This is a genomic window from Mycetohabitans sp. B8, assembly GCF_021991875.1.
In the GTDB taxonomy this organism is placed as follows: Bacteria; Pseudomonadota; Gammaproteobacteria; order Burkholderiales; family Burkholderiaceae; genus Mycetohabitans.
On the sequence record NZ_JAHLKR010000016.1, the window covers coordinates 1 to 23,175 of the forward strand.

A 23,175-nucleotide genomic window follows, 5' to 3' on the forward strand; every position below is an offset into this window, starting at 1 on the left:
GAGCGCCTCCATGATCTGGCTGTCCGTGAATCTCGACTTCTTCATTGCGTAGAACTCCCTTAACAAGAAAATTCTACTTCTGTTCCCACCGGTTTTTTGGGGGGATTACCCTCCGTCGCAGCGCCATCGAGCCAGCCATCGGGCACATGAAGGCAGACGGCAGGCTCGATTGTAATTGGCTCAAGGATGCGCTGGGCAATGCAATACACGCGGTGCTATGCGGCACCGGCCACAACTTGCGGATGATCCTGCGCAAACTGCGGCTTTTTTACGCCCTGATTCGTTTCGCTTTGCTCAGCTTCAAAACCGCTGCGCTGTCCACGGCATGAACTCGTCCGCCGCGTAAAACGAATTATTCAGGGTCGACTAACTATGTTATTCCAAAAATTGGAATGGTTTAACGAGCTGGACAAGAAAGTGATCGTGACAGCGGTCGATATTCTGCCCAATGAAACAGTAGAACAGCGGGTCAATCCCTAGGTAACTTTGTTATCAGTGTGCGAGAGATCTTTCGCAGTTTATTAGCCCCAAAACTAGCGAGCACCATCGGCCAATGAAACCATGAGCACAATTTCGACTGTCGTTGTAGTTTCGTGAGTATGTCAAGTCGCACGGAGCCATGCTTGTACGATACCACGTTACGATCGTTGAGGATATTAATGAAGCGTTGTAAGCTGGCCAGTTCACTTGCTGTTGAATAACGCTCGCGCAGCACTTCAATACCAGGCCACAACGCATCAAGTGTACTTGAGCTAACCTTATTAAGTCGCTCCGCGCGTGCGATAACCCGTTTCGCGAACGTGCCGATGTCACCCGCCTCTACTGACTCAAAGTTTGGTGCTCGCCAGTATTCACGACCACCTCCGCCATGGTAGCCGATCACGTAGTTGCCGCATAGCGCGGCCTCAATGGGTGGTAAACCGAGTCCTTCGAGATCGGAAAACGACATGAAAATCCTTGATGCCTGAAGTGCGTGCGCGACTTCGCGCTCTTTCATGCCGTCGATTGCCCACAGATTCCAGCCCGTCGGCAAACGCCGTTTCAGCGCGAACACGACGGCAGCAGCATGTCGGCCATTCTTCCGTGGCATGTAGGTAATAATGTTGCGCTTGTCACAGCCTACCGTGAATACGAGTGGATCAATCGAGCACCGCACATCGACAATGCGCGATATAAGTTCTGGATAGTGCAACGCAATCAGGTCGGACGAATCAGACGAGATTGACAGGATCGCGGTGGCATTGGCATACGCGAAACAGATGTCGGCATCCGATTGATGCCGCCCGCATTCACTTAAGTAATAGCCGTTCTGCACAAAGATTGAGTACTGCAAACCGGCTGCAATAATTAGGGAAGCGAATGAAGCGGCCTTGATTTCCGGCAACACTATGTGATCGGTCGCACGCAGTTCGTCGCATGTGATTAGTGGTACCGATTGGCTCGCCCAAGGATATACGTAGCCACGCCGCTCATGGATGATCGCAGCGTTGATGCCCATGTCGTTCAGCGCGCGGCAATGATCATAGATGACCTTGACGCCTCCGGCGTGTGCCCCCGATTTCGGTGACGTGCACAAGTAAACTATGCGCATTTCTATATCTTTGTAGAAGGTTTCGTTACAAGTGATTTATTTTACACATTCCGGTCAAGCACCGTTTTTTGGTTTACCTCTTTGCTCATCTTTGAGCTAGGTTTTTCATTGCATCACGAATCCGGGAAAGGATATATGACCGAAACATTCGACATGCCAACGCTTCTATCGGAACTGGGCCACGACGAAGCGCGGCGTTTAAAACGTTACCTGGACACGGTTGGCAGGACCACCATCGGTGTCGGACGGAATTTAACTGATGTCGGAATCAGTGACAGCGAATACGACCTACTGCTGGAGAACGATGTGGCACGTTCGGTGATGTGGCACGTTCGGCACCTGCCGTGGTGGCGAAGTCTCGATGCGGTATGCCAGCGCGTGATCAACAATATGGCCTTCAACATGGGCGGCAAGCTGCTCACGTTTGCGAACACGCTGGCCGCGATGCAGCGCGGTGACTATGCGGCGGCGGCTGACGGCATGCTCGCCTCGAAGTGGGCCATGCAAGTGGGCACTCGCGCATACCGTCTTGCGAGCTTGATGCGTACCGGAGCAAGTTGATGCAACTCGATGAACACGAAAAAAATGTACTGGCGTTGGCCGTCATCGGCGCAATACTCGGACTAGGCAAGCTGCTTGCTGAGGGGGAGCAAGTCAGGCCGCGATTGGTGATAGGCCGCGCCATTGTGGGTGCGGGACTGTCGATGAGCGCTGGTGCAGTCTTGACGGCATTCCCCGATCTATCTCCGACTGGGCTCGTGGGCACCGCTTCGCTGTTCGGCATTCTTGGGCAAAATGCGCTTGAGGCTGGTGTCCAGAAATTCGTCGGGCGAATACCGACAGGGCGGGATGGAAGCTCGCATGGTGGCAGTTGCTACCACCGCTGCCATTTTCGCTGGCGCCAGCGTGTCGCTGTACTACCGAGCCCAGTTTGCGCAAGCGTATGCCGAAACCGCTGCCGTTTGTGAGCGGCACGCTCTCGACCTAAAAGCCATTTCCGATGCAGCTCTGGCTGCTGAACGCAAGGCATCGGAGAACCGCAAAGACGCAGCGGGGAGGATCGAAGCCCTGGATGCCTACCTGGCAAAGGAAAGCCAAGCCCATGAAACCGACAGCCGTCGTTACCGTGCTGCTCTTGCTGCTGGCACTGAGCGGTTGCGTGTCGCCGTCGCAAACTGTTCAATCCGTGGTGACGATCTGTCCGGAACTGCCGGCACTGCTCGCATGGGCGATGGAGCCACCGCCTATGCAGACCTCGACGCAGCGGTTGCAGAGCGCCTTTTCGTCGTCGCTGCCGACAACCAGCGAAAAATAGGCAAGCTTTTGGCGCTTCACCGCTACGTGCGTGCGGTGCGGCCACAGACGGCGGGATACAATCCAAACACGATGTCGGTTCAGTCCGCTGGGTAGTAATCAAAGCTTTTTCGGCATCAAGCATGTGCCGTTGCGTGCAATTGCAGCCCGAGTGCTTTGATGACCTTTAAAATCGTTCCGAAGCTCGGATTCCCCTCGCTTGACAGCGCCTTATATAGACCCTCCCGTGTCAGGCCCGCATCGCGGGCAACTTGTGTCATACCGCGCGCGCGGGCAATCACACCAAGCGCTTGTGCAATGAATGTTGGATCATCGCCGCCTTCTAGAAGGCATGCCTCAAAATATTCGGCGATATCTTCTTCGGTCTTCAGGTGCTCGGCCGAATCCCATGGCCGAGTCTTGATTTTTTCCATCTTTCACTTCGTACCTCTCGATTCCGTCTCGACGTGCCTGAACCGATTCACGCTAGCGAGCTAGTTCATCACACGGCTTAACTGACGGCCAACTCTTCAATCAAAACTTCTGGATGACGGGTCGCGATGCTCAATAGGCGCTGGGCAGCACCGGTCGGCTTGCGACGCCCCTGTTCCCACTCCTGAAGGGTGCGCACGGAAACGCCGAGTACCGTAGCAAACTGAGTTTGCGACAGACCAACGACGCGACGCGCCTCGCTCGCTACGCTGACCTCAACTTTGGTAGTCCGCGCAGCCTTGCCAGCCTTCATTTGCTTCACTGCTTGCAGCAGTTCCGCTCCGATGTCGTGCGTCGCATTACGCGCGATGAGTTCCTTTTCGGTCTTAGGCATTTTCGATAGCCTCCTTGATTGCCTTGAGCGTGTGGCCGGGAATGTTCTCCCGCGCACTCTTGGCGTAGATCGTGAGCAACCAGATTTCGCCGTTCGCGAGCTGGTTGTAGTAGATGACGCGGACACCGCCGCTCTTCCCGCTACCTTGGCGCTTCCAGCGCACTTTCCGACATCCGCCGGAACCCGGAATCATATCCCCCACATCGGGGTTGTTGGCGAGCCAGGAGCAGAACTCTCCGCGCTCGTCTTCCGTCCAGTAGTCGGATACAAAGCTCTTGAAGAGCAGGGTTTCAACGATTGTCAGCAGGAGTTAGTTATACGTCAATGACGTATAATTGGCAATCCCGGAACGAACCCGACAGGCCACGGATTGTGTTCCGCAAAGCAAAAGGTCCTCAAGCAGGACAAGGGTTTGCGGGATGCGATCTGATTCCGGTGCAACACGTTGTTGCCGTCGCGGCCGATGGCCAGCGCGAAATAGACAAGCTTCGCGCGCTCCAAGGCTACGTGTGTGGGGGGCGGAGATGCTGCCGATGACGCGCCGCTCGTTAGCTCGACGTGGTGCCGGGCGGTAGGCCAGTGCGTCGTCGAACTAGCGGACGTCGAAAGGGCCGAGCGGTACCGAAGGCATGAGACATATTAGAAATCTTCTAATATCGCCTTCCCATTGCATAAAAACAGGCACTAACGAGAAAACCCGCGAAAGCCTTAGCTGACGCGGGTTTGAGACTGGTCGGGGCGAGAGGATTTGAACCTCCGACCACCTGCACCCCATGCAGGTACGCTACCAGGCTGCGCTACGCCCCGAAAGCGATGAAGTATAGCAGAGATGTGCATGATTGCGAACTGCATCCGGCTGAGCCATGCGCAGCGTCATTGGATGCATTGACCCGCTACGTGCATTGGGTGGCCGGGATACCGGATTTTGTCGCACAAATGCCACCACCCGCCGGGCGAAGCCGAGTAGCCCTGTGCCGTCCTGGCACGCCGCCGCAGGGCTTGCGCACGAACAGCGTCTTGCCGAGCGATGCCTTCAAGGCCTTCAGTTGCATGCTCACAGCAGACATGAACGGTGCACGAGGTCAGCAGCGCGGCTGAGTTGCCGGTGTTGGCGATGGCCACGATCGTGTCGAGCACGTCAAGGTTGAGCGCTTCTCGTGGGTCCCATCGTTTGAATGCAAGCCCCGCTATTATGTGGCGCCATTAATGACGGCTGCCGCATCCGGTTCGGCTATGTGGGCAGTGTGGCGTGCATGGCCGTTTGGTCAATGCGCTGGTGAACTAGTGGACCGGTGGCGTGACGGGACTGTTGGGACCGGTGGGCGGCCTGCGCGGCGAGTGTGGGGGATTTGCAGCCAGCATGGCCGGAGCGGGGCATTAGCGGTTTCGGTCACGGCAACAGGTGCGAAGCAGTAGAGCTCGTGGCGCACTTGCCATCATGGTGGCCAGAACGGCAAGGCTATAGTCGCAACTGCGGCCGTCCCTACAAGTTGACTATCGCAGATTTCCTCTTTTCAAGGGACTCCTACTCATGTCTGGCAAAAAAATCGGCGCCTAGTCGACAGGCGCCTTTATGTAATCGTGCTAGCTGCCTGCGTAACCCAAGCGCACGCACAGAGTAGTGTGACGCTGTACGGTGAATTGGACACTGGCGTCGCATGGTTAAGCAATGTCGCCAACCATGCGCAGTACAAGGCGACCAGTGGCTTGATCGACGGCAGCTATTGGGGAGTGCAAGGCTTAGAAGACCTCGGTGGCGGAAACAAGGCGGTGTTCCGGCTCGAACGCGGCTTCGCAGTGACCAACGGGCAATTACTGAATGACCATCCGTATTACATCGGTTTAGGCAACGAACGATACGGCACGATCACGCTGGGTCACCAGTACGATGCAGTTCATGACTATTTTGCACTCTTCACGCTGACGGGTGGGGCAGGAGGCACTGCGTTCGCCCATCCGTTCGACAATGATAACGCGAACAACTCGTACCTCGCGCGCAATTCGATCAAATACACTAGTGCCCAATTTGCAGGTTTCAGCGCGGGCGGTATGTATGCGTTCTCGAACGCGGCGGGGCAATTCGCAAATAACCGCGCGTACAGCGTGGGGACGAACTACCGAAACGGCCCGTTCAACGCGGGCGCCGCATACCTTCACGTGGACGGCCGCGGCAGGACGGCAACTGGCGCATACGATATCGCGGCGCTGCCCGGCTCGAATCGCGACGCGTTTAACGCCATTGTCGGCGCGCAGAATGCCTACGGCGTCGTCGTGAACTATGCGCTGGGAGACCTGACGCTGGGTGCCGCGTGGTCCCGTGCGACCTATACGAGTGTCGCGGATGCCGATACGGGCGCCAGTGCTCGTTCGATCGGATTCAGCAACTACGAGGTCAATGGCGTATATCAACTCATGCCCACGTTGACGCTGGCTGGCCTATACACGTACACGAAGGCGTCCGATGCACACTGGCACCAGGGCGCCGTGCAACTCGATTATGCGCTCTCCAAGCGTACCGACACCTACGTGGAAACAGTTTACCCGCGCGCATCGGCCGGCGTGCCAGCCATGATCAATACCGCCGATCCCGCATCTGGTGGGAGCCAGCTATTGATCGCCGCAGGCGTTCGCCACCGTTTCTAATTTGCCAGCATCACCCGTCAGCCGCCCAGTTGATCTGATGCGCCGATGTACAGATGCGCTCAGCACAAAGCACAAAGCACAAAGCACAAAGCACAAAGCACAAAGCACAAAGCACCGAGCACCGAGCACCGAGTACCGAGTACCGAGTACCGAGTACCGAGCACCGAACATTGAGGTCTGAGCACGGAAGCACGGTGCACCGTACACTGAGACGCGAGGCGTCAGCGTTGCACGGAGTCCTTGCGGGTCTGCCGCATGCTGCGCTCGAGCAGCGCGTCCAACTGGGCCGGTTTAATCGGCTTGACCAAGTGCGCGTCGAAACCGCTGGCCAACGATCGGGCGCGGTCACCTGGTTGGCCAAAGCCGGACATCGCAACGAGCGTTGAGCCGGACAAGTCCACGCTCGAACGCAATACGCCCGCCACGCCGAACCCGTCGACATTGGGCATGGCCAGGTCGGTCAGTACGAGATCTGGCAGGAACACGCGGGCGATCTCGATCGCGTGCTCGCCGTCGTAGGCCACGCGGGCCATGTGGCCCTTGAGTTCGAGCAGGACGGCGAGGCTGTCGGCGGAATCGCGATTGTCGTCCACGACGAGCACCCGTAGAGGTATCGACGGCATCGACATGACGACGCTGGACGATGCCGGCAAATCCGCGAGTGCCTGATGTTGGGCGATTGGCAAACGTATCGTGAACGTGCTACCGCAGCCGAGCCCATCACTGGACGCGTCGATCATTCCGCCGTGAAGCTCGATCAGCGAGCGGCACAACGTCAGGCCAATCCCCAGGCCAGTATCGGTTGGATTTTGTGCGTGGTTTTCTTGCACGAACAGGTTAAAGATCGACTTCAACCCCCCCTGCGAGATGCCCCGACCCTGGTCGATCACGCGCAGGAAAATCATGCGCTTTTCGACGGTGACCTCGATATTGATTCGGGCGCCGCTGGGCGAGAACTTAGAGGCGTTGTTCAGCAAGTTCTGCACCGCCTGGACCAATCGCGTCATGTCGCCACGGACCCAGGCCGGTTGGTGCGGCACGTGCACATGCAAGCTCTGCCAACGTTCGTTGATGAACGGGCGGGCCGCTTCCACGCTGCGGGCGACGACTTCCGCCATGTCGATGCAGGCCAGGCGCAGCTCCAGCTTGCCGGTAGTGATCCGCCCGATGTCCAGCAGATCGTCGACAAGCCGTGTCAAATGGCTGACCTGCCGATCGATCACGTCGCGGCAATGACGGATCGTCGCATCGACGTCCGGGGCCAACTGCATGACGCTGACTGCATTACGCACGGGAGCGAGCGGATTGCGCAATTCATGCGCGAGCAACGCGAGAAACTCGCTCATGCGGCGGCTGGACAGCTCTAGCTCCTCCAGACGCTTGCGCTCGGTCATATCCCGCGTCACCATGGTGAAGCCGAGCAATGTGCCGGCAGCGTCGCGTACCGCCGTGATCACGACATTGGCCCAAAACAATGTGCCGTCCTTGCGCACGCGCCATGCATTGTCTTCGACACGCTCTGTGTTTGCCGCGGCTTGCAGCTGTCGCTCGGGCATGCCGTCGGTGTCATCGTCGTCGCGATAAAAGACAGATAGATGGCGACCAATAATCTCTTCTGAATGATACCCGTTGATCTGCATGGCGCCGGCGTTCCAGCTCGCCACGCGGCCTTGCGGATCCAGCATGACGATCGCGTAGTCCTTGACCGATTCCACCATCAGTCTGAACCGTTCTTCGCTCTGGCGAAGCTTGTCCTCCTCCGCACGTCGCTCGGTCAAGTCGCGGGTGACTTTCGCGAAGCCGCGTAACTCGCCCGATGGCGTGCGCAGCGCTGTGATCACGACATTGGCCCAGAATCTCGATCCGTCCTGACGGACGCGCCAACCTTCGTCCTCAACACGGCCGAATTCGGCGGCATGCTGCAATTCATACTCGGGCTTTCCGTCTGCGATGTCGGCCGGACTGTAGAACACCGAAAAGTGGCGCCCGATGATTTCATGGGCACGGTATCCCTTAATGTACTGAGCACCGGTATTCCAACTCGCGACGTGGCCTTGTGGGTCAAGCATGAAAATCGCGTAGTCCTTGATGTTTTGAACCATTAGTTCGAAAGCGGCGGGATCATGCAGCACGGCTCGCCCTGACATCGTGGTCATCCTTGTTTCTACAGGTTGGCTGGCACTGGGGGTCTGTCTTGCATGGCGGTATGGATTCCCAGTTTGGCGTTTTATTGATGAGCCTGCCGCCATCGTTGATACCAGTTCATCAGCGGCGTAGCGGAAATGCCGTGGACCACAACCGATGCGGTGACGGTAAACAAAGCAGTGGGCACGATCGCCGTGCTGGACTGCACACCGTGCTCGAGCGCGAAGGCAGTATAGTAGAACGAACCGATCCCACGGATGCCAAACCAACTCATCAGGCGACGCTGCGCCGGCGAGGCGCGGGAGCCGGCCAACGACATGCCCACCGCGAGTGGTCGAACAAGCAGAAACAGCACGGCCGCCACCATCGCATTGCAGGGACTGAACAATGGCACCGGCAAGGTGGTCAGTACATTGCCAATGATGATCATCGTGGCCATCTCCGCGATCTTCTCCAGTTCGATCGTGAAGCCGAGAATGGACTCGGCCATGTAGGCGTGCGCCTTGTCCGGATGTGCCGCGGTAGCCTGAATGTCCTGTGGGTCGACTGTGCCGATCGTTGCTTGTGCCGTGCGCTCGCCGCTGGCGCGATGTTCGACGCGACGCATCGCGACACCGGCGGCAAAAACCGCAAGGAATCCGTATGTATGGGCGAGCTCTGCGGCGCCGTACGACAACACAATCAGCCCGAGGGCAAAAAAGCCCTCCAGGCCCAGTGCCTGTGCGTGCTGTGTGCGCAGCCATGCCACCACGTGGGTCGTTGCCCATCCGAGGGCGGCACCGATGCCGATTGCACCGATGCCGCCCCAGAGCGCGTGAGCCATGAAGACCGGGGACAGCGCCGCGGCGATCGGCTTATCCGGTTGGGCGCACAATGCAATGCCTAGAAGCGCAAACGGCATAGCCGCCCCGTCGTTCAATCCGCCTTCGCCGGACAGCGCAAAACGCATTTGGTCCTGATCGCGTGAATCTTGTACTTGAACGTCGTGGGCCAGCACAGGATCGGTCGGGGCCAGAATGGCGGCCATCAACAGTGCGGGACCGATTGGCAACTCGAGTACTACCATGCCGAACGCAGTCAATAACGGTATCGTGATGAGCATTGCCAGCACGCCGAGCCTTAGCGGCAGGCCCCAAACCGGATCGGCCAACGGCGCCCGCAACCGCAAGCCAATGGCGAACAGCGACACGAGCAGGGCCACCTCGGTCAACACTCGCAGCAAATGCGCGTCGCGAAACATATCCAGCGCGAGTATTCCGGCTCCGGGCGTGCCAAGCGCAGCGCCTATTGCCAGATACAGCATCGCGCTGCTGCAGGGCAGGCGCTTGAGCATCGAGCCGGCGATGCCCATCACGACGAAGACGCCGCCCACGACGAGGAACCAGGTTGTTTCACGCATGATGCATGAGCGCGCTCGGTAGGATAGAAGCTCGGGCGCGCATCGTCACGATCCCCGGCGCCGGCCGAATGTGTCCCGTAATGCCTGCTTGGATCGTTCCAGGACCTGGCGGCGCGACGCAGGTAGGTGCTTTCCGGCACGGTTGATGTAGAAATTCAGCATCGACATGGCCGATTGGAATGGCGTGCCGCGACGCCGCGTGCTGCGCATCGACGAGCGCTTAAGCGATTCAGCGATTTGTTGTGCCGTGCCCTGCTTGAAAACGTCCGACTCCAGGTCCAATGCATGGCTGTGCTGAGTTACGTCGCGTGACCAGCGCTTTGCACGGTTGCCGTGATGAGCGGCGAGCGCTGTCGCGTGACGCTGACGCGGCGGGCGGCCATTACGGTGCCGGGTGGACGGATGGAAACGGGTCCTGCTAGTCATGGTGGCCTCTCGGTATGCGACAACGCGCTTTCGCAAGCTTCATGCCTACGGGCCGCCAACTTGGCTGTCTCGGACCGGAGCGGCGGCAGGCGGACCAGGCATGATTGATGCAATGTCTCTCGGAAGCTGAAGCAACGGGTCCGTCACGTCCGGCTGTATGACTCACAATGCCCCTACACGGAGTGTGCCATGTCACGGATGTTGGCGCCGAGGGACAGACAGGTCATCTGCAAGCTTGCTGCCGAATGGCTCGTGCAAGGTGCGGTGACTGTTGGTTACGGCGCCAACCGGCAAGCGTTTGCCGAGTTGCTTAACGATGCGTTGGCGACCGAGATAGTGAATACATTGCGGTATCGTCGCGATGGGTTTATGGCGGTGGGGATGCATTCGATCCGTGTCACACATGCGCTCCGTCGATGCTCCGACAATGCGCGGCGGCACGCTGAGGCATTGGCGCAACGTATCGTCGAACTCGGCGGCGCGCCCGACTTTGCGCCTGAGTTACTGCCCGCGCGGAACCATTCGGAGTATCGAGAGGGTTCCTCGTTGCAGGAGATGAGCAGCACCTAGTGGCAACGCGCGTGACGATCGAAAGCTACCGAGAGATCGTTGAGGGCATTGGGCAGGGTGACCGACGTCCCGGCGTACCTGGAAGCGGCGTTGGCCGTGCACGAAAGGTATGTCGAAGAAATGGCGAGCTTGTTGGGTCAGCTGCCGGTGGACGCGAAACGACAATGAATCGCGCTACTGCCGTGCCTTATCGTTTGACGGGTTTGACCTGTTGACGGGTTCTGCCTGCTTGTGCGACTGGCACGCGCGCAATGGGCCGAGTTGTGTGCCGATGGCCTTTGTCGGCCTTTGATCTAGGGGAGAATGCCATGCTTCGTTACGCTGTTATTTTTTTCATCATTGCCATCATCGCTGCCGTGTTCGGCTTTGGTGGGATCGCTGCGGGCGCGGCTGAAATTGCGAAGATACTGTTTTTTATCTTCCTCGTGATTTCTCTGGCGACGCTGTTGCTTGGCCTGATCAGGCGATGACCGTTGCTGTATGAAAGACTCGGAGCAACACAACCTACATGAGACGGTGGCGGGTGTGCCGATTTCGCATTCCGATCGGGTGATGGACCCGCACACCGGTATCCGCAAAATTGACCTGGTTCGCTATTTCGAATGGGTGGCCCCAGTGTTACTGCCTCACCTGCGCGCACGGCCCGTGGGGTTATTGCGCGCGCCGGGGGGGATCGGCGCGGAGTTGTTCTTCCAAAGGCATGGCGATCGGCTTGCGATACCGCATGTCACGCAGCACGAAGGTCTGGATCCCGGACACAAGCCACTGATTACCATCGACGATACGGCGGCGCTGGTGGGAGCCATCCAGATGGACGTGATCGAGTTCCATACATGGAACGCACAAATCCCCGCCATTGAACATCCCGATCGGGTTGTCTTTGATCTTGATCCCGACCCGGCGTTGCCGTGGCGCGTCATGCTCGAGGCCGCCGAACGTTTGCGCACTGTGTTGGCTGACCTCGGCTTGCGGTGTTGGTGCAAGACCAGCGGCGGAAAGGGATTACACGTGGTCGTTCCGTTGGACGCACAGGCCGGTTGGGACGACGCCAAGGCGTTCTCGCAGCGCGTTGCCCGACATATGGCTACCGTTTGGCCAGCCCAGTTTGGCGCGAAAATGGGTGAGCAGAATCGCCGTGGCAAGATCTTCGTCGATTATTTGCGCAACAGCCGCGGCGCGACCACGATCGCCGCCTACGCGCCGCGCGCTCGCCCGGGGTTGGCTGTGTCGATGCCGCTCACGTGGGACGAGGTGCCTCGCACGAGCAGCGCGGCGCAATGGACATTGCGCAACATTGCCGAGCGGCTCGACCGATTAGGCGTCGACCCTTGGGCTAGCTATTGGGACACGCGCCAGCGCGTCACAGCGGCGATGCTTGATCGCTTGGAGCCGGGCAGCGAGCACACCTGAGCGCGCCCCGCGTGCGGGCTGGTCGGGTCGTGCATGCCTATCGGGCGTCATACCTGATCATCGTGGTCTATGCCCATACCCTGGCACCCTGTGCGCTGGTCTTGTTTGGTCAGTTCACCGCTGCTGTGTCTGTGCCCGGTTCGGTGCCGTCAACGGCCATGAATCCGCCAGCAGGCTCCTGAACACACTGCTTCTCGTGCTGACGTGCCCGCTACGCGCTCATCCTGAGAATGGCGGCATAGCTACTCATGATGATCTCCTGATGGATGATTCAGCGGCGGCACAACTGCTCATGATGATTGACTAGAGGACGATTCAGCGTGTATGCCGTGATTGGCGGCGTGCAGCTTTTGAGCGCTGCCTTTGGCATGCCGTAGGCCATCGAGTGAGTGGGTTGGGATCGTCGGGCAGGCACTGATGATTGTCGTGGCACGCGCAACGGCGACCTTGCCCAGTATCCGATGTTGAATGTCTTCCCGCACCGTTGTAAAAAGGGAACGGTTAAGCGTAGGCAACGCACGCCGGGATCGGCATGTGCTCACCGCATGGCGGCCCGTCACGCGATTGGCACGGGTGTTGCTGGCTAACGAGATAGCGGTCCGCACCGCATTGCACGTGCGCGGTCGCGCTTGTTATTCAAATTCAAGGATTACCGAAAATGCCCCAACTACTGGAACAACGCATGCGTCAGTCGCTGGCATTGACGCCGCGACTGCAGCAGTCGGTGCGCCTTTTGCAGCTGTCTTCCGTTGAGTTCCAGCAAGAACTGCGCGCGGCGCTGGACTCCAACCCTTTTCTCGAGGACGACTCGTTGAGCGGAGCCGAGGACGACGTACCGGATACGCTGACTAGCGTCGGCCATGATAGTGGGGACGGCGTGTTGCCGTCTTGCGCCGAACCCATCACCAGCAGCGCGGAGGCCGTTGGCGTGGCCGCGGATACCCCCTATTCGGATATGGCCATAACGGATTTCGCTGGCGATCCGTATGATCACGGCCCCAGTCGCGAGCACAGTGGCGTGGACAACAACGATCCGACCGCCTGGGTACGCACTCAACCGTCGCTGCGCGAGCAATTACAGGGCACGTTATGCCTATATTCCCTTGATGAGCGCGACCGGGAGTTGGCTCAATTGGTGATCGAGGCGCTGGACGACGATGGTTACCTGCGCCAACCCTTGTCGGAACTGGCCACGCTCGCCGAGCTTGGCACGCCCCCCACGGACGAGGAGTTGTTGATTGCGCTACGCTTTGTGCAATCATTGGACAAGCCGGGTATCGGCGCCCGCTCATTGTCCGAGTGCCTGCTGTTGCAGTTGAACGCGATGCCGGATGACACGCCACGGCGCGACATTGCACGTGAGATCATCACCCATCATTTGGAGCGGCTAGCGCGGCGCGAACTCGGTGAGTTGCAGAAGCACATTGGTTGCAGCACGCGCGCGTTGCACGAGGCTTGCGCGCTGATTCGCAAGCTTGATCCGAAGCCCGGCAATGCATATGGTCGGGCTGAGGACAACTATGTCGTGCCAGACGTGATCGTGCGGCAGGTTCGGGACAAGTTCGTCGTCACCGTGAATCCCGCAGTGCTACCGCGCGCTCGGATCAACCGGATGTATGCGGACTTATTTGCGCAAGCATCGGGCACTAACCGTTCCCCGCTGGGACAGCAATTGCAGGAAGCGCGCTGGCTATTGCGTAACGCGCAGCAGCGCTTCGATACGATTCAGCGGGTCGCCGAATGCATCGTGGCCCATCAAAAGGCGTTCTTTCTGTACGGTGAGATCGCGCTAAAGCCGTTCGTGCTACGCGACGTCGCGGACGAGTTGGGCCTGCACGAGTCGACGATCTCGCGCGCCACGGGCAACAAATATATGGCGACGCCGCGCGGCATATTTGAGTTCAAGCACTTCTTCCCTCGTGAGTTGTGCACCCAGAGCGGCGGGACGTGTTCCGCGGCGGCCGTGCGGGCATTGCTTAAGGAAATGATCGACGCCGAGGACGCGCGTGATCCATTGTCCGACGTCACGCTTGCGCGGATGCTGGCGCAGCAGGGCATTCAGGTGGCCCGGCGTACTGTGACTAAATACCGGCAGCAGATGAAGGTGCCGCCGGCAGAGTTACGCCGGCAGCTATAAAGCCGTCGTTGAAGGCCTGCGTAGCGTGGCGCTTGGAGCGCGGGTGTGGTCGCACCCACGTGGCCACGCACCGCGTCGCTCAGTCCCCGTACACGTCGAAATCGAAGTACTTCTGCTCGAGTTTTTTGTACGTGCCATCGTTGAGCATGTCGGAGATGGCCTTGTCGATCTTCACCTTCAGGTCGGCGTCTTTCTTGCGCAGTCCAATGCCCGCACCGGTACCTAGGGTTTTTTCGTCTCGCAGGCCAGGGCCGACAAAGGCGTAGCCTTTGCCGCGCGGCGTCTTCAAAAAGCCGACGTCGGCCTGTACCATGTCTTGCAGCGCTGCGTCCAGGCGGCCGGCGAGCAGATCGGCATAGACTTGGTCCTGATTCTGGTAGGGAACGACCACGACGCCCTTGGGCGCCCAGTACGTCTTCGCGTATGTTTCTTGAATCGTGCCTTGTTCGACGCCCACGCGCTTACCCTTAAGCGATTCCGGTGTTGGCTGGATGCTCGAACCGGCTTTGGCTACCAGCCTCGTCGGCGTGTTGAACAGCTTAGCCGAGAACGCGACCTGCTCGACGCGCCGCGGCGTCATCGTCATCGAGGACAACACGCCGTCGAACTTACGCGCCTTGAGCGCGGGAATCATGCCGTCGAAATCATTCTCGACCCAGATGCACTTGGCGTGCAAGCGACGGCAGATCTCGTTGCCCAGGTCGATGTCGAAGCCGACCAGATTGCCGTCCGCGGCCTTCGATTCGAAAGGCGGATAGCTTGCGTCAACGCCGAAGCGGATAGTGGACCAGTTCTTGGCGTAAGCGCCGGCGGATACGCTGAAGGCGACCACCGCGACAGACACAGCGGCAATGAGTTTTTTCACTTTTAGCCCCTTTTAAGCCTTGGTAGGTTGTGGATTCTCATGCACCCTCCTGTGAGAGGAGCATTTGGGCGGTGCACCACGCACGAACTGGCGAGTTGTGCGTGCTGCTTCTGCGCCGCGCAGAGTAGCAGTCTAGAAACGCCGCGTCGAGAGGGGATGCTCAAGTATGTTATTAACGAGGGCAGAGTGGTCGGATCTTGGCTGTCAAAAGGCCGTGCATTGGGCTGGATGAAGGGAGGCAATAGGCCGAACGAGGAACCAGCAGAAGCACAATGAGCGCGGGGCACACCGATGCGCACGGCGCGCGCGGGGACGCGTTGCTGACCCGCGCCGTCGTGTAGACACTGTGTCGCGTCGCATTGAATAATTTTGCTGCAATGCAGCATGACGACGTGAGTTGGGTGCGCTGCTCGCTACACGCGCTGGCGTCCATGTCGCACGGCAGTGCTTGAACGCTGGCCGTCGCCGATGTCATGGACCAAGCTTGCCACTAACCGACAGCGCCGACGACGTAGCGCCCGTGCTGCGGCCCTTCAACCGTATCAGGCCAAGCAGTATGTCCAGATAGGGCGTTGGCACGCCGCTCATTCGGGCAAGCTCATACGGCGCGCCAACGATTCCATCGATCTCCATCGGCCTGCCGGCTTCGGCATCCTGCAACATCGATGTCTTAAACGCACCGAGTTGGCGCGTCTGAGCATTGCGTTGCTCGACACTCATGCCCATGTCCAACCCTAGCCTCGCACCAATCGTTTGCGCTTCCCGCATCACTTCGACGACCAGGCGTGCTGTGAGCGGATCGTCCAGGATCACGTCGGCGGTTGAGCCGGTGAGCACGCTGATCGGGTTCATCGTCATGTTGCCCCACAGCTTTGCCCAAATCTCATGTTGGATCGAAGAGGCGAGCGACACGTCAAAACGGGCGTGTCGCAGTAGCCGGACAATCTCATGCTGGATTGCGTCGCCGCTGTCGTGCGGTGCTCGAGCGATTAGCAGATTTCCGTTGTTGCGCACGATCACGCCAGGTTCGCGCACCGATGCGGCCAGGTGCACGACCAGGCCATCGGCCTGTGCCACGGGCAGCGCCGCGGACACGACGCCGCCAGGGTCCACCGATTCGAGTCGACGATCGGCGCACGCGCCACCGAAGTGGTGCAGGAACCACCACGGCACGCCGTTCATGACCGACACGATCCGGGTATGCGGGCCGATCAATGGCGCCAGCGATGCTGCCGCATCGACCAGTGCGTGGCCTTTCAGGCACACGAACACGATGTCTTGGGCGCCGAGCACGGCGGGATCATCTGTGGCGTGCGCGTGCACGATCGCGGGCTCGCCATCCTCGACCAGCGTCAGTCCGCGTGAGCGAATCGCCCCAAGTTGCGCGCCACGGGCCAGCACTTTGACCGGAACGCCAGCCTGCGTCAGTCTGCCTGCCAGCAGGCCGCCGACTGCGCCAGCGCCCACGATGGTGATATTCCTGGGCATCAACGAGTCACTCCTTATAGGACGGGTCGATGCGTTCGACGCGGCGGATCAATGCGGCCAGCACGTCCTCGCCGGCGCCGGTGTCCGGGGAGAACTGCAATGCGTCGCGCGTGGAGCGCTTGGTGACCTGCGCACAGATGGGTAGCACGTCACCGCGCATCGACTCGGTCAAAACCTGGATCTCGCACGCGCGATTCAGCGTCCACAGCAACACGAACGCATGCGCCAGCGTACGGCCGTGCGACAGCAGTCCGTGGTTGCGCAGGATCAGCAGGCGCTTGTCGCTGAGCGAAGCCAATAGCCGCTGCTGTTCATCCGCATGCACGGTGATGCCCTCGAATGTGTGATAGGCGACCATATCGTGCAGCTGCGCCGCATAGAAGTTCGAATACGACAGTCCGTCGCGCATGCAGGCGACCGCCAGCCCGGCAGAGGTATGGACGTGCATCACGCAATGTGCATCATCCACGTTGCGATGGATCGCGCTGTGGATGATGTAGCCGGCCGGATTGATCGGATAGCCGCTGGTGTTCAGGATGTTGCCGTCTACGTCGATCTTCACCAGGTTCGACGCAGTCACCTCGTCATAGGTAAGGCCAAACGGGTTGATCAGGAAATGCTTGTCCGGCCCCGGCACGCGAAGCGTGATGTGGTTGAAGATCAGTTCGGTCCAGCCGAGCAGGTGGAAGACCCGGTAGGTGGCGGCGAGCTGCACGCGAGCGTGCCATTCTTCGGCCGTGCACCAGGACGCAGGCGCCGTGTGCTGCGATGTGGTCATGTTCGTCTCCTTGTGGCTGGCATGTCATGCCGGCCGTGCCGGATTGGACATCGGCGACCATCGTAACGGCTTACCGATGTGTGCGCAACCTATAAGATGCGTGCGCACACATCATATAGGTTGACGGGATGTGGAGATGCTGACGGAAAGAGCTGGCAGAGGGGCTTGGTAAAGGGGAAAGGGGCATAGTGAAGGGCTGTGGTGTTGCGGCTTGATGGAGCGGATGGGTGAAGCGTATTTCCGGAAGGTGTAAGCAGGCAGCGTAAGCAAAGCGCCGCAGTGGCAATGGTATGCTGAATGCTCGTTTCACCCTCGATGGCCAATGTCCCGATCGCCTATGCGTAACCAACGTCCTGCTTTGAACTCGCTCGAGCAGCTTTTCACCTATCGGCTGCATTGGCTCAAAAAGCTGACCGACAAGGTAATGAACGACGCATTTGTTGCCCGCCTGGGATTGCCCCTGACCGAGGCGCGCGTGCTGCTCAGCGTCGGCTCGTTCGGTCCGTTGTCGGTATCGGATCTCGGGCGCGCGTCGAATCTGGATCGCAGCCAAGCGAGCCGAGCCACCGATGTGCTTGGCAAGAAGGGTTTGCTGACCAAAGAAGCGGACGAGGAAGACGGTCGCGGCGTGCGCATTGCGCTCACGGCGAAAGGAGCCTCGTTGTTTCGCAAGGCCGCATCGATTTCCCGCGAACGCAACGATGCGATCCTCGCGGTATTGTCCGAGGCTGAACGTGCGGCGCTGGCCCAGGCGCTGGACAAGATTTTCGCGAGCGTGCTGCAAGGATAGCGTATGGCGGGGGCATCCGGGCCGACACACATCCGGGACGCCAATGCCGCATTCTCGCTGGAATGGATTGCCGCAACGATCGCATAAACGTCGTCCTCAGTCATTGGAATGTTTGTTCAATCTTTTTGAGGGTTTTTCCGCGTAGATTAGACAGACAGGTCTGACTATTTATCGGTTTGTCGCGACGCCGATGGGCCAACCCTGGGCTTGCCCGCTCGCCGGTATCCGTCGTGAAGGATGGGATCGTGAAAGTGGTGGACCTGGTTCGTGCAAGTGGCCGTGCGCTTCGGCCCTGGCGTGCCGCGGGTCCCGCTTTGCTTTACGGTATCGGCTGTTCGTCGCCAGCGCGCTTGCAATTTTCAATGCATAAATAATCTGGAGCCTGCCTTGAACCATTCGATTTCGAAGACGTTGACGCGCATGTCTTGGGCCGTTGCTATGAGCCTTGGCCTGTTGACCGTCTCCGGCGTGGCACACGCCGACGATGCGCAGCCGAACAGCGAACCCTGCGACGCGCCTTGGGACGCCAAGACGATCTACCAGAGTGGTGAGGTGGTCAGTTACGCCGGGCGTAACTACACTGCGGCCTATTGGACGCAGGGCAACGCGCCGGACCTGAACAGTGGCGACGGCAATACTGGCGAGCCGTGGCGTGTCGGACAAACTTGTAACGCGGTTGCCCACGTAGCCAACGGCAATCCGGACGCCAATTTCTCCCCTGCGACACTGCAATTCTTGAAGCAGAACACGGGCTTGGACGGCGAGCAGTGGGACAACATCATGAAGCTGATCAACAAGCCGGAGCAGGACTCGCTGCAATGGACGAAGTACTATGGGTACTGTCAGAACATCAACGATGATCGTGGCTATACGATCGGGATTTTCGGCGCGACCACAGGCGGTTCGAACGATACCGGGCCTGACGGTCCCGAACTGTTCAAGACGTTCGATGCGCTCAGCGGTGCCAAGATTCCGTCTGCGGAAGGCGGACTTGCCCGCATTGGGGCGCATGGCAAGATGTCTGGTTCGATCCTGAAGATCTCGGACAGTAGCAAGACCTTTTGCAGCAAAGTCGGTGCGCAACAGAACAACCCGACGTGGCGCGAGGCGATGTGGCGCACGTTCTACAAGGTGGACATCCAATACAGTGTGCAACAGGCTCGTCAGCGTGGCTTTAACAGCGCACTGACGATTGGATCGTTCGTCGACACGGCGTTGAACCAGGGGGCGGATGGCGGCGGGGACTCGCTGAAGGCGCTGCTCGCGCGCTCCGGCGATAGCCCGAACGAGAAGACCTTCATGACGCGTTTCTATGCCGAACGGACCAAGGTCGTCGACACGCACGACTACAATACGCCGCCCAACGGTAAGAACCGGGTCAAGCAATGGAGCAAGCTGATGGACCAGGGCGAGATGGACTTGAAGAACGCCGACGCGGCGATCGTCAAGGTCACGAACTGGCAATTGCACTAGCCGTCGGGCGTCCAAGGGCCGTCAACCGCGCTCGGTGACGGCATCTTGGTCGGCCAGGCCCGCGTCACGGTTTCACGCGCGCCGGCAGCGTCCCGGCGCGACGTCGAACCGTGTGGTGAACACGTGCGTGAATGCGCTTTGGTTGGCGAACCCGACGCTCAGCGCGATGTCGACAAGCGAGCGCGACGGATCGCCAAGCAATTGCAGCGCGATATCCAGGTGCAAACGGCGCAGATAGCGATGCGGGGTTTCGCCATCGGGGATCGGCTTAGCCGGTGGGCGCGGCAGGGGGCTCAGACGCTCAGTAGCTCCACCTCGAACACGAGCGTTGCATTCGGCGGGATGACACCGCCCGCGCCGCGTGTACCATAGCCCAATTGCGGCGGAATGGTCAGCCGGCGCACGCCGCCCACACGCATTCCCTGCACGCCTTCGTCCCAGCCTCGAATGACCATGCCGGCGCCCAGCGCGAACGAAAACGGCTGATTGCGGTCCTTGCTGGAATCGAACTTCTGCCCGTCGGTAAGCCAGCCAGTGTAGTGCACGCTGACTGTCTGGCCCGCTTGAGCCTGCGCGCCGGCGCCTTCGGTCAAATCATCGTATTGCAGCCCGGAGGCGGTCGTTACAGTGACCATGGCAAGATTCCTTGAGTCAAAAGCCGACATCGTAGCGCAAACGGCCGGGCACCGGCGGGATCGAGTCTTGCTAAACGGGTGAACCTTGTTGCAGTCCGGCTCTGGCCTGCACAACAGAGGCGCGAGCCGGACCCTTCGCCGGCGCGGATCGTGACAGCGCCGGCGCGATGCCTATAATACCCGTTACGGCTTGGCGTTCCGGTCCGTGCTTTGCCAAACGGAGAAATTGTATTGAGTCGCTCTATTCCTGCATCGGACAACTTCGACGGCGAGCTCGACGATGCGTTGGCCGCCCGCGCGGCCTACCTGCAGACCGTTGCCGCATTGTTTGCGCGCGATCGCGTATTGTCGGCGGCGTCGCATGACTTGCGCAGTCCGCTCAACGGCATTCACAGTTGGATTTACGTCCTGGAGAGCAAACTGGGGCAGGCCGAGCCCACCATTGCGCGGGCATTGGCCGGCTTGCGCACGGGCGTGGAGCAGCAGGTGCGCATTATCGAAGATGTCATCGACGCTACCCGCGCGCAAAGCAAGGCGCTGCCGCTGGACAAGACGATGCTCGACATCGAGCGTGTCGTCGCGCACGTCGTGCAGTGCCTGGATGCAACTTTTGCGCGCGAACGCGCTACGGCGATTGACGTGCGCTGGCCGCTGTCGCGTATTTCGATCGTGGCGGACGGCGCGCGTATCGCGCAGGCGCTGTGGGCGGCATTGGCGTATGCCGTGGACGCGTCACGCCCCGGTGGGACGGTCCGCATGGAAAACGTTTTTGAGGAGGGCACATGGCGGGCGGTCATCCGATTTCAACCGTCCGATGCGCTGGCCAACCCCGACTTGCCTCATGCGTTCGAACCATTCCTGCGCGGGGCGACACCAGTGCAGGGCACCGATGGGATGCCGCTCGCGCTGTCCGTCACGCAGCGCGTCGTGCTGGCGCACGGGGGCAAATCGAGCGCGGTAAGCGAAACCGATGGTTTCACGGCGATCGCGCTGGCGCTACCCGAGCGCGGATGAGCAGGTCGTCGGGCGCCGCGCTGTCAACCGTTGTCCGCGCTGGCGCTCCCCGGGCCACGCGGTCAATTCCTTGGCGAGGATGAACCCGGGGCGGCGCGTCATGCGCCACCGATGTCGTTCCAACGGTTTAAGCGGCGCGTGATGCCGTGTGCGGCCGGGCTGCTCCGCGTCCGATACGTTACACCAGACGCATACGGAGACAGCGCGGCGGGGCTATCATCGACGTCATGAACGAGGCTTCTTACCGTTTTGTCGCGTTCCATCCGTGGAATGACGCAGGGCGCGATTTCGTCGTCGGTGACCTGCACGGCTGCACCGATGCTTTGCGCTATCTGCTCGCGCAGGTGAAGTTCCATGCGGCGCACGACCGTTTGTTTTCGGTTGGAGATTGGATCGATCGTGGCGACCATCCCGTCGAGGCGCTCGCGTTGTTGGACATGCCATGGTTTTTCGCGGCCAAGGGCAATCACGAGGCGGTGATGTGCGACGTGGCCGACGGCGTGTTGCCACAGACGGCTTGGGACCCGATAGGCGGTGCGTGGGCGCGCGCACTGCCGGCTGGGATGCTGATCCGCTACGCGGCGCGCGTCAGGCGCTTGCCGCTGGCGCGTGTCATAGGCACCGGCGCGCGGCGCTTCAACGTGCTGCATGCCGAGTTCTTCGGCGACGACCTCACGCTGGATGCCGCACAATTCGACGAGCGCGCGCCTGTTATGGGGGCGGCAATTGATTGCAGGCGGGGTTGACCCGCGCGTGCAGCGGGGGCTGTCGCATACTTACTGCGGGCATACGCCGGTGCCCGAGGTCCGCACGGTCGGCGCGCAAACGTTCGTCGATACGGGCGCGTTCTCGCCGCACGGTGTGTTGTCGATAGTGGACGTGCATAGCGGCCGCATTCATGCGATATTGACTCGCGAGGCGCTGCGGCGGGGCGCCGCGTCGTTGGACTGGCCGTCGCACAGTTAGCCGACCTGCTTCAATTCGAACACGATGTCGATGCGGCTGCCGTTCCAGTTGTATTCCAGGTAGGCGGCATGGTGGCATTGCCGCAGCAGCGTGGTCCGGAACGCCGCTAGGCACTCGCCCTGCGGGTCGCGCACGCTGGGATACGCGATGCCCGCGTGGCCCGCATGGCGGGCGGCTGTGCCGAGCGCTTGGCCGAACGTGTAGTCGTGCGGATGCAAAATGGTCGGCGCGAGGGCATTTCGTTGGTCACGCAGGTCCAGCACGCTGCCTTGCGCGTTGACCGTATAGAGCCGCATGGGTTGGCGCATTGGCGGCTCTTGCGTCGCCGACAGGAACAACGCGGTGTGATAGCGGGTTTCGGCGATCGCGGTACGTGCGTCGCGCGCGCAATAGAATACGCCGAATGTGCCCGGCGAGAAGCGACTGCCGGCGGGATTCAGATGTGTGAGTGCCGTCATGATCGGACCGTAGCCGGGACCGAAGCGGCGCTCTTCGGGCGGCACTAGGTCGATTTCGCCCACTTCGGTACGCAGCCGATCGTTGGTGATTGCCTCAAGCGCGTACAGCGCGTCGAAGTCGTTGGCCGATGCGACGCGATCGAACAGGTTGATCGCCGGCAAGCGCGTTGGCACGACCCGGTAGGCAGGCTGCCACTGGACCGTGGCGATGGGCCAGCAGCCCGGGTCGCGCAGCGCCGCAAGTGGCGGCTCGCGAACCTCGTCCTGA

Annotated in this window: 22 protein-coding genes, 1 tRNA gene and 4 pseudogenes; 13 read left to right on the top strand and 14 right to left on the bottom strand. The window is 60.2% G+C overall.

All coding sequences use genetic code 11. The features are described from left to right. Positions 1-113 precede the first annotated feature (113 nt). Positions 114-329 (top strand): annotated as a pseudogene (locus KQH60_RS05975) (IS5/IS1182 family transposase); the annotation flags it as partial. Between the two features lie 140 nt (positions 330-469). Here KQH60_RS05975 and KQH60_RS05980 read toward each other — a convergent pair. Further along, positions 470-1,498, bottom strand: a complete 1,029-nt coding sequence (locus KQH60_RS05980) for a hypothetical protein (RefSeq protein ID WP_237575616.1) — start codon at positions 1,496-1,498, stop codon at positions 470-472. Between the two features lie 228 nt (positions 1,499-1,726). Between KQH60_RS05980 and KQH60_RS05985 the strand changes: the two genes are divergently transcribed. The 3 genes from KQH60_RS05985 to KQH60_RS05995 are packed head-to-tail and all read left to right on the top strand — an operon-like array spanning position 1,727 to position 3,001. Continuing rightward, a complete protein-coding gene (locus KQH60_RS05985) occupies positions 1,727-2,152 on the top strand; it encodes a lysozyme (protein ID WP_237576066.1) in 426 nt (141 codons plus the stop codon). Next, positions 2,152-2,559, top strand: a complete 408-nt coding sequence (locus KQH60_RS05990) for a phage holin family protein (protein ID WP_237575617.1) — start codon at positions 2,152-2,154, stop codon at positions 2,557-2,559. Before KQH60_RS05985 ends, KQH60_RS05990 begins: the two co-directional genes overlap by 1 nt. After that, positions 2,453-3,001, top strand: coding sequence for a lysozyme (locus KQH60_RS05995; RefSeq protein ID WP_237575618.1), 549 nt, complete (start codon positions 2,453-2,455; stop codon positions 2,999-3,001). The genes KQH60_RS05990 and KQH60_RS05995 overlap by 107 nt, the downstream gene beginning before the upstream one ends. 20 nt (positions 3,002-3,021) lie before the next feature. On the opposite strand, the gene KQH60_RS06000 is transcribed toward KQH60_RS05995, so the two are convergent. The 4 genes from KQH60_RS06000 to KQH60_RS06015 form a co-directional block, all read right to left on the bottom strand. Next, positions 3,022-3,318 carry an addiction module antidote protein gene (locus KQH60_RS06000; RefSeq protein ID WP_237575619.1) on the bottom strand — a complete coding sequence of 99 codons (297 nt, stop codon included), beginning with the start codon at positions 3,316-3,318 and terminating at the stop codon, positions 3,022-3,024. 77 nt (positions 3,319-3,395) lie between these two features. Next, positions 3,396-3,710 carry a DNA-binding transcriptional regulator gene (locus KQH60_RS06005; RefSeq protein WP_237575620.1) on the bottom strand — a complete coding sequence of 105 codons (315 nt, stop codon included), beginning with the start codon at positions 3,708-3,710 and terminating at the stop codon, positions 3,396-3,398. Next, on the bottom strand, positions 3,703-4,017 hold the full coding sequence (locus KQH60_RS06010) for a type II toxin-antitoxin system RelE/ParE family toxin (protein WP_237576067.1): 315 nt from the start codon (positions 4,015-4,017) through the stop codon (positions 3,703-3,705). The genes KQH60_RS06005 and KQH60_RS06010 overlap by 8 nt, the downstream gene beginning before the upstream one ends. A 423-nt stretch (positions 4,018-4,440) precedes the next feature. Further along, positions 4,441-4,517, bottom strand: a tRNA-Pro gene (locus tag KQH60_RS06015). 774 nt (positions 4,518-5,291) lie between these two features. Here KQH60_RS06015 and KQH60_RS06020 point away from each other — a divergent pair. After that, positions 5,292-6,353 (top strand): porin, encoded by a 1,062-nt coding sequence (locus KQH60_RS06020; protein ID WP_237575621.1) that lies wholly within the window; start codon positions 5,292-5,294, stop codon positions 6,351-6,353. A 221-nt stretch (positions 6,354-6,574) separates the two neighbouring features. Here KQH60_RS06020 and KQH60_RS06025 read toward each other — a convergent pair whose 3' ends face one another. From KQH60_RS06025 to KQH60_RS06035, 3 genes are all read right to left on the bottom strand, one after another. Then, positions 6,575-8,500 (bottom strand): PAS domain S-box protein, encoded by a 1,926-nt coding sequence (locus KQH60_RS06025; protein WP_237575622.1) that lies wholly within the window; start codon positions 8,498-8,500, stop codon positions 6,575-6,577. 80 nt (positions 8,501-8,580) lie between these two features. Further along, positions 8,581-9,897 (bottom strand): sodium:proton antiporter, encoded by a 1,317-nt coding sequence (locus KQH60_RS06030; protein WP_237575623.1) that lies wholly within the window; start codon positions 9,895-9,897, stop codon positions 8,581-8,583. A gap of 45 nt (positions 9,898-9,942) precedes the next feature. Then, entirely contained in the window at positions 9,943-10,323 is a 381-nt protein-coding gene (locus tag KQH60_RS06035) for a DUF3175 domain-containing protein (RefSeq protein WP_237575624.1), read from the bottom strand. 189 nt (positions 10,324-10,512) lie between these two features. Between KQH60_RS06035 and KQH60_RS06040 the strand changes: the two genes are divergently transcribed. The 4 genes and pseudogenes from KQH60_RS06040 (at position 10,513) to KQH60_RS06055 (ending at position 14,440) form a co-directional block, all read left to right on the top strand. Beyond that, entirely contained in the window at positions 10,513-10,893 is a 381-nt protein-coding gene (locus tag KQH60_RS06040; protein WP_237575625.1) for a ferritin-like domain-containing protein, read from the top strand. Positions 10,894-11,201: 308 nt separating this feature from the next. Continuing rightward, complete coding sequence (locus KQH60_RS06045) at positions 11,202-11,363, top strand: DUF1328 family protein (RefSeq protein WP_237575626.1); 162 nt, start codon at positions 11,202-11,204, stop codon at positions 11,361-11,363. A 46-nt stretch (positions 11,364-11,409) separates the two neighbouring features. Further along, a pseudogene (gene ligD, locus KQH60_RS06050) lies at positions 11,410-12,303 on the top strand (non-homologous end-joining DNA ligase); the annotation flags it as partial. A 658-nt stretch (positions 12,304-12,961) separates the two neighbouring features. Further along, on the top strand, positions 12,962-14,440 hold the full coding sequence (locus KQH60_RS06055) for an RNA polymerase factor sigma-54 (RefSeq protein ID WP_237575627.1): 1,479 nt from the start codon (positions 12,962-12,964) through the stop codon (positions 14,438-14,440). Between the two features lie 79 nt (positions 14,441-14,519). On the opposite strand, the gene KQH60_RS06060 is transcribed toward KQH60_RS06055, so the two are convergent. From KQH60_RS06060 to KQH60_RS06070, 3 genes are all read right to left on the bottom strand, one after another. Next, positions 14,520-15,305, bottom strand: a complete 786-nt coding sequence (locus KQH60_RS06060) for an ABC transporter substrate-binding protein (RefSeq protein ID WP_237575628.1) — start codon at positions 15,303-15,305, stop codon at positions 14,520-14,522. Positions 15,306-15,776: 471 nt separating this feature from the next. After that, a complete protein-coding gene (locus KQH60_RS06065) occupies positions 15,777-16,793 on the bottom strand; it encodes a 2-dehydropantoate 2-reductase (protein ID WP_237575629.1) in 1,017 nt (338 codons plus the stop codon). A 7-nt stretch (positions 16,794-16,800) separates the two neighbouring features. Then, on the bottom strand, positions 16,801-17,571 hold the full coding sequence (locus KQH60_RS06070; RefSeq protein ID WP_237575630.1) for a class II aldolase/adducin family protein: 771 nt from the start codon (positions 17,569-17,571) through the stop codon (positions 16,801-16,803). A gap of 337 nt (positions 17,572-17,908) precedes the next feature. Between KQH60_RS06070 and KQH60_RS06075 the strand changes: the two genes are divergently transcribed. Together KQH60_RS06075 and KQH60_RS06080 are read left to right on the top strand one after the other, a co-directional pair. After that, positions 17,909-18,361 (top strand): MarR family winged helix-turn-helix transcriptional regulator, encoded by a 453-nt coding sequence (locus KQH60_RS06075; RefSeq protein ID WP_237575631.1) that lies wholly within the window; start codon positions 17,909-17,911, stop codon positions 18,359-18,361. 387 nt (positions 18,362-18,748) lie between these two features. Continuing rightward, complete coding sequence (locus KQH60_RS06080) at positions 18,749-19,834, top strand: chitosanase (RefSeq protein WP_237575632.1); 1,086 nt, start codon at positions 18,749-18,751, stop codon at positions 19,832-19,834. A gap of 72 nt (positions 19,835-19,906) precedes the next feature. Here KQH60_RS06080 and KQH60_RS06085 read toward each other — a convergent pair. Together KQH60_RS06085 and KQH60_RS06090 are read right to left on the bottom strand one after the other, a co-directional pair. After that, positions 19,907-20,089, bottom strand: a pseudogene (locus tag KQH60_RS06085) (helix-turn-helix domain-containing protein); the annotation flags it as partial. 38 nt (positions 20,090-20,127) lie between these two features. Continuing rightward, positions 20,128-20,469, bottom strand: coding sequence for an FKBP-type peptidyl-prolyl cis-trans isomerase (locus tag KQH60_RS06090; RefSeq protein ID WP_237575633.1), 342 nt, complete (start codon positions 20,467-20,469; stop codon positions 20,128-20,130). Between the two features lie 231 nt (positions 20,470-20,700). Here KQH60_RS06090 and KQH60_RS06095 point away from each other — a divergent pair, with 231 nt between their 5' ends. Together KQH60_RS06095 and KQH60_RS06100 are read left to right on the top strand one after the other, a co-directional pair. Continuing rightward, complete coding sequence (locus KQH60_RS06095) at positions 20,701-21,483, top strand: sensor histidine kinase KdpD (RefSeq protein ID WP_237575634.1); 783 nt, start codon at positions 20,701-20,703, stop codon at positions 21,481-21,483. Between the two features lie 227 nt (positions 21,484-21,710). Further along, positions 21,711-22,449: pseudogene (locus tag KQH60_RS06100) on the top strand (metallophosphoesterase). Here the strand turns inward: KQH60_RS06100 and KQH60_RS06105 are convergent. Then, on the bottom strand, positions 22,446-23,141 hold the full coding sequence (locus tag KQH60_RS06105; protein WP_237576068.1) for an RES family NAD+ phosphorylase: 696 nt from the start codon (positions 23,139-23,141) through the stop codon (positions 22,446-22,448). The pseudogene KQH60_RS06100 and the gene KQH60_RS06105 overlap by 4 nt on opposite strands. Between the last annotated feature and the right edge of the window lie 34 nt (positions 23,142-23,175).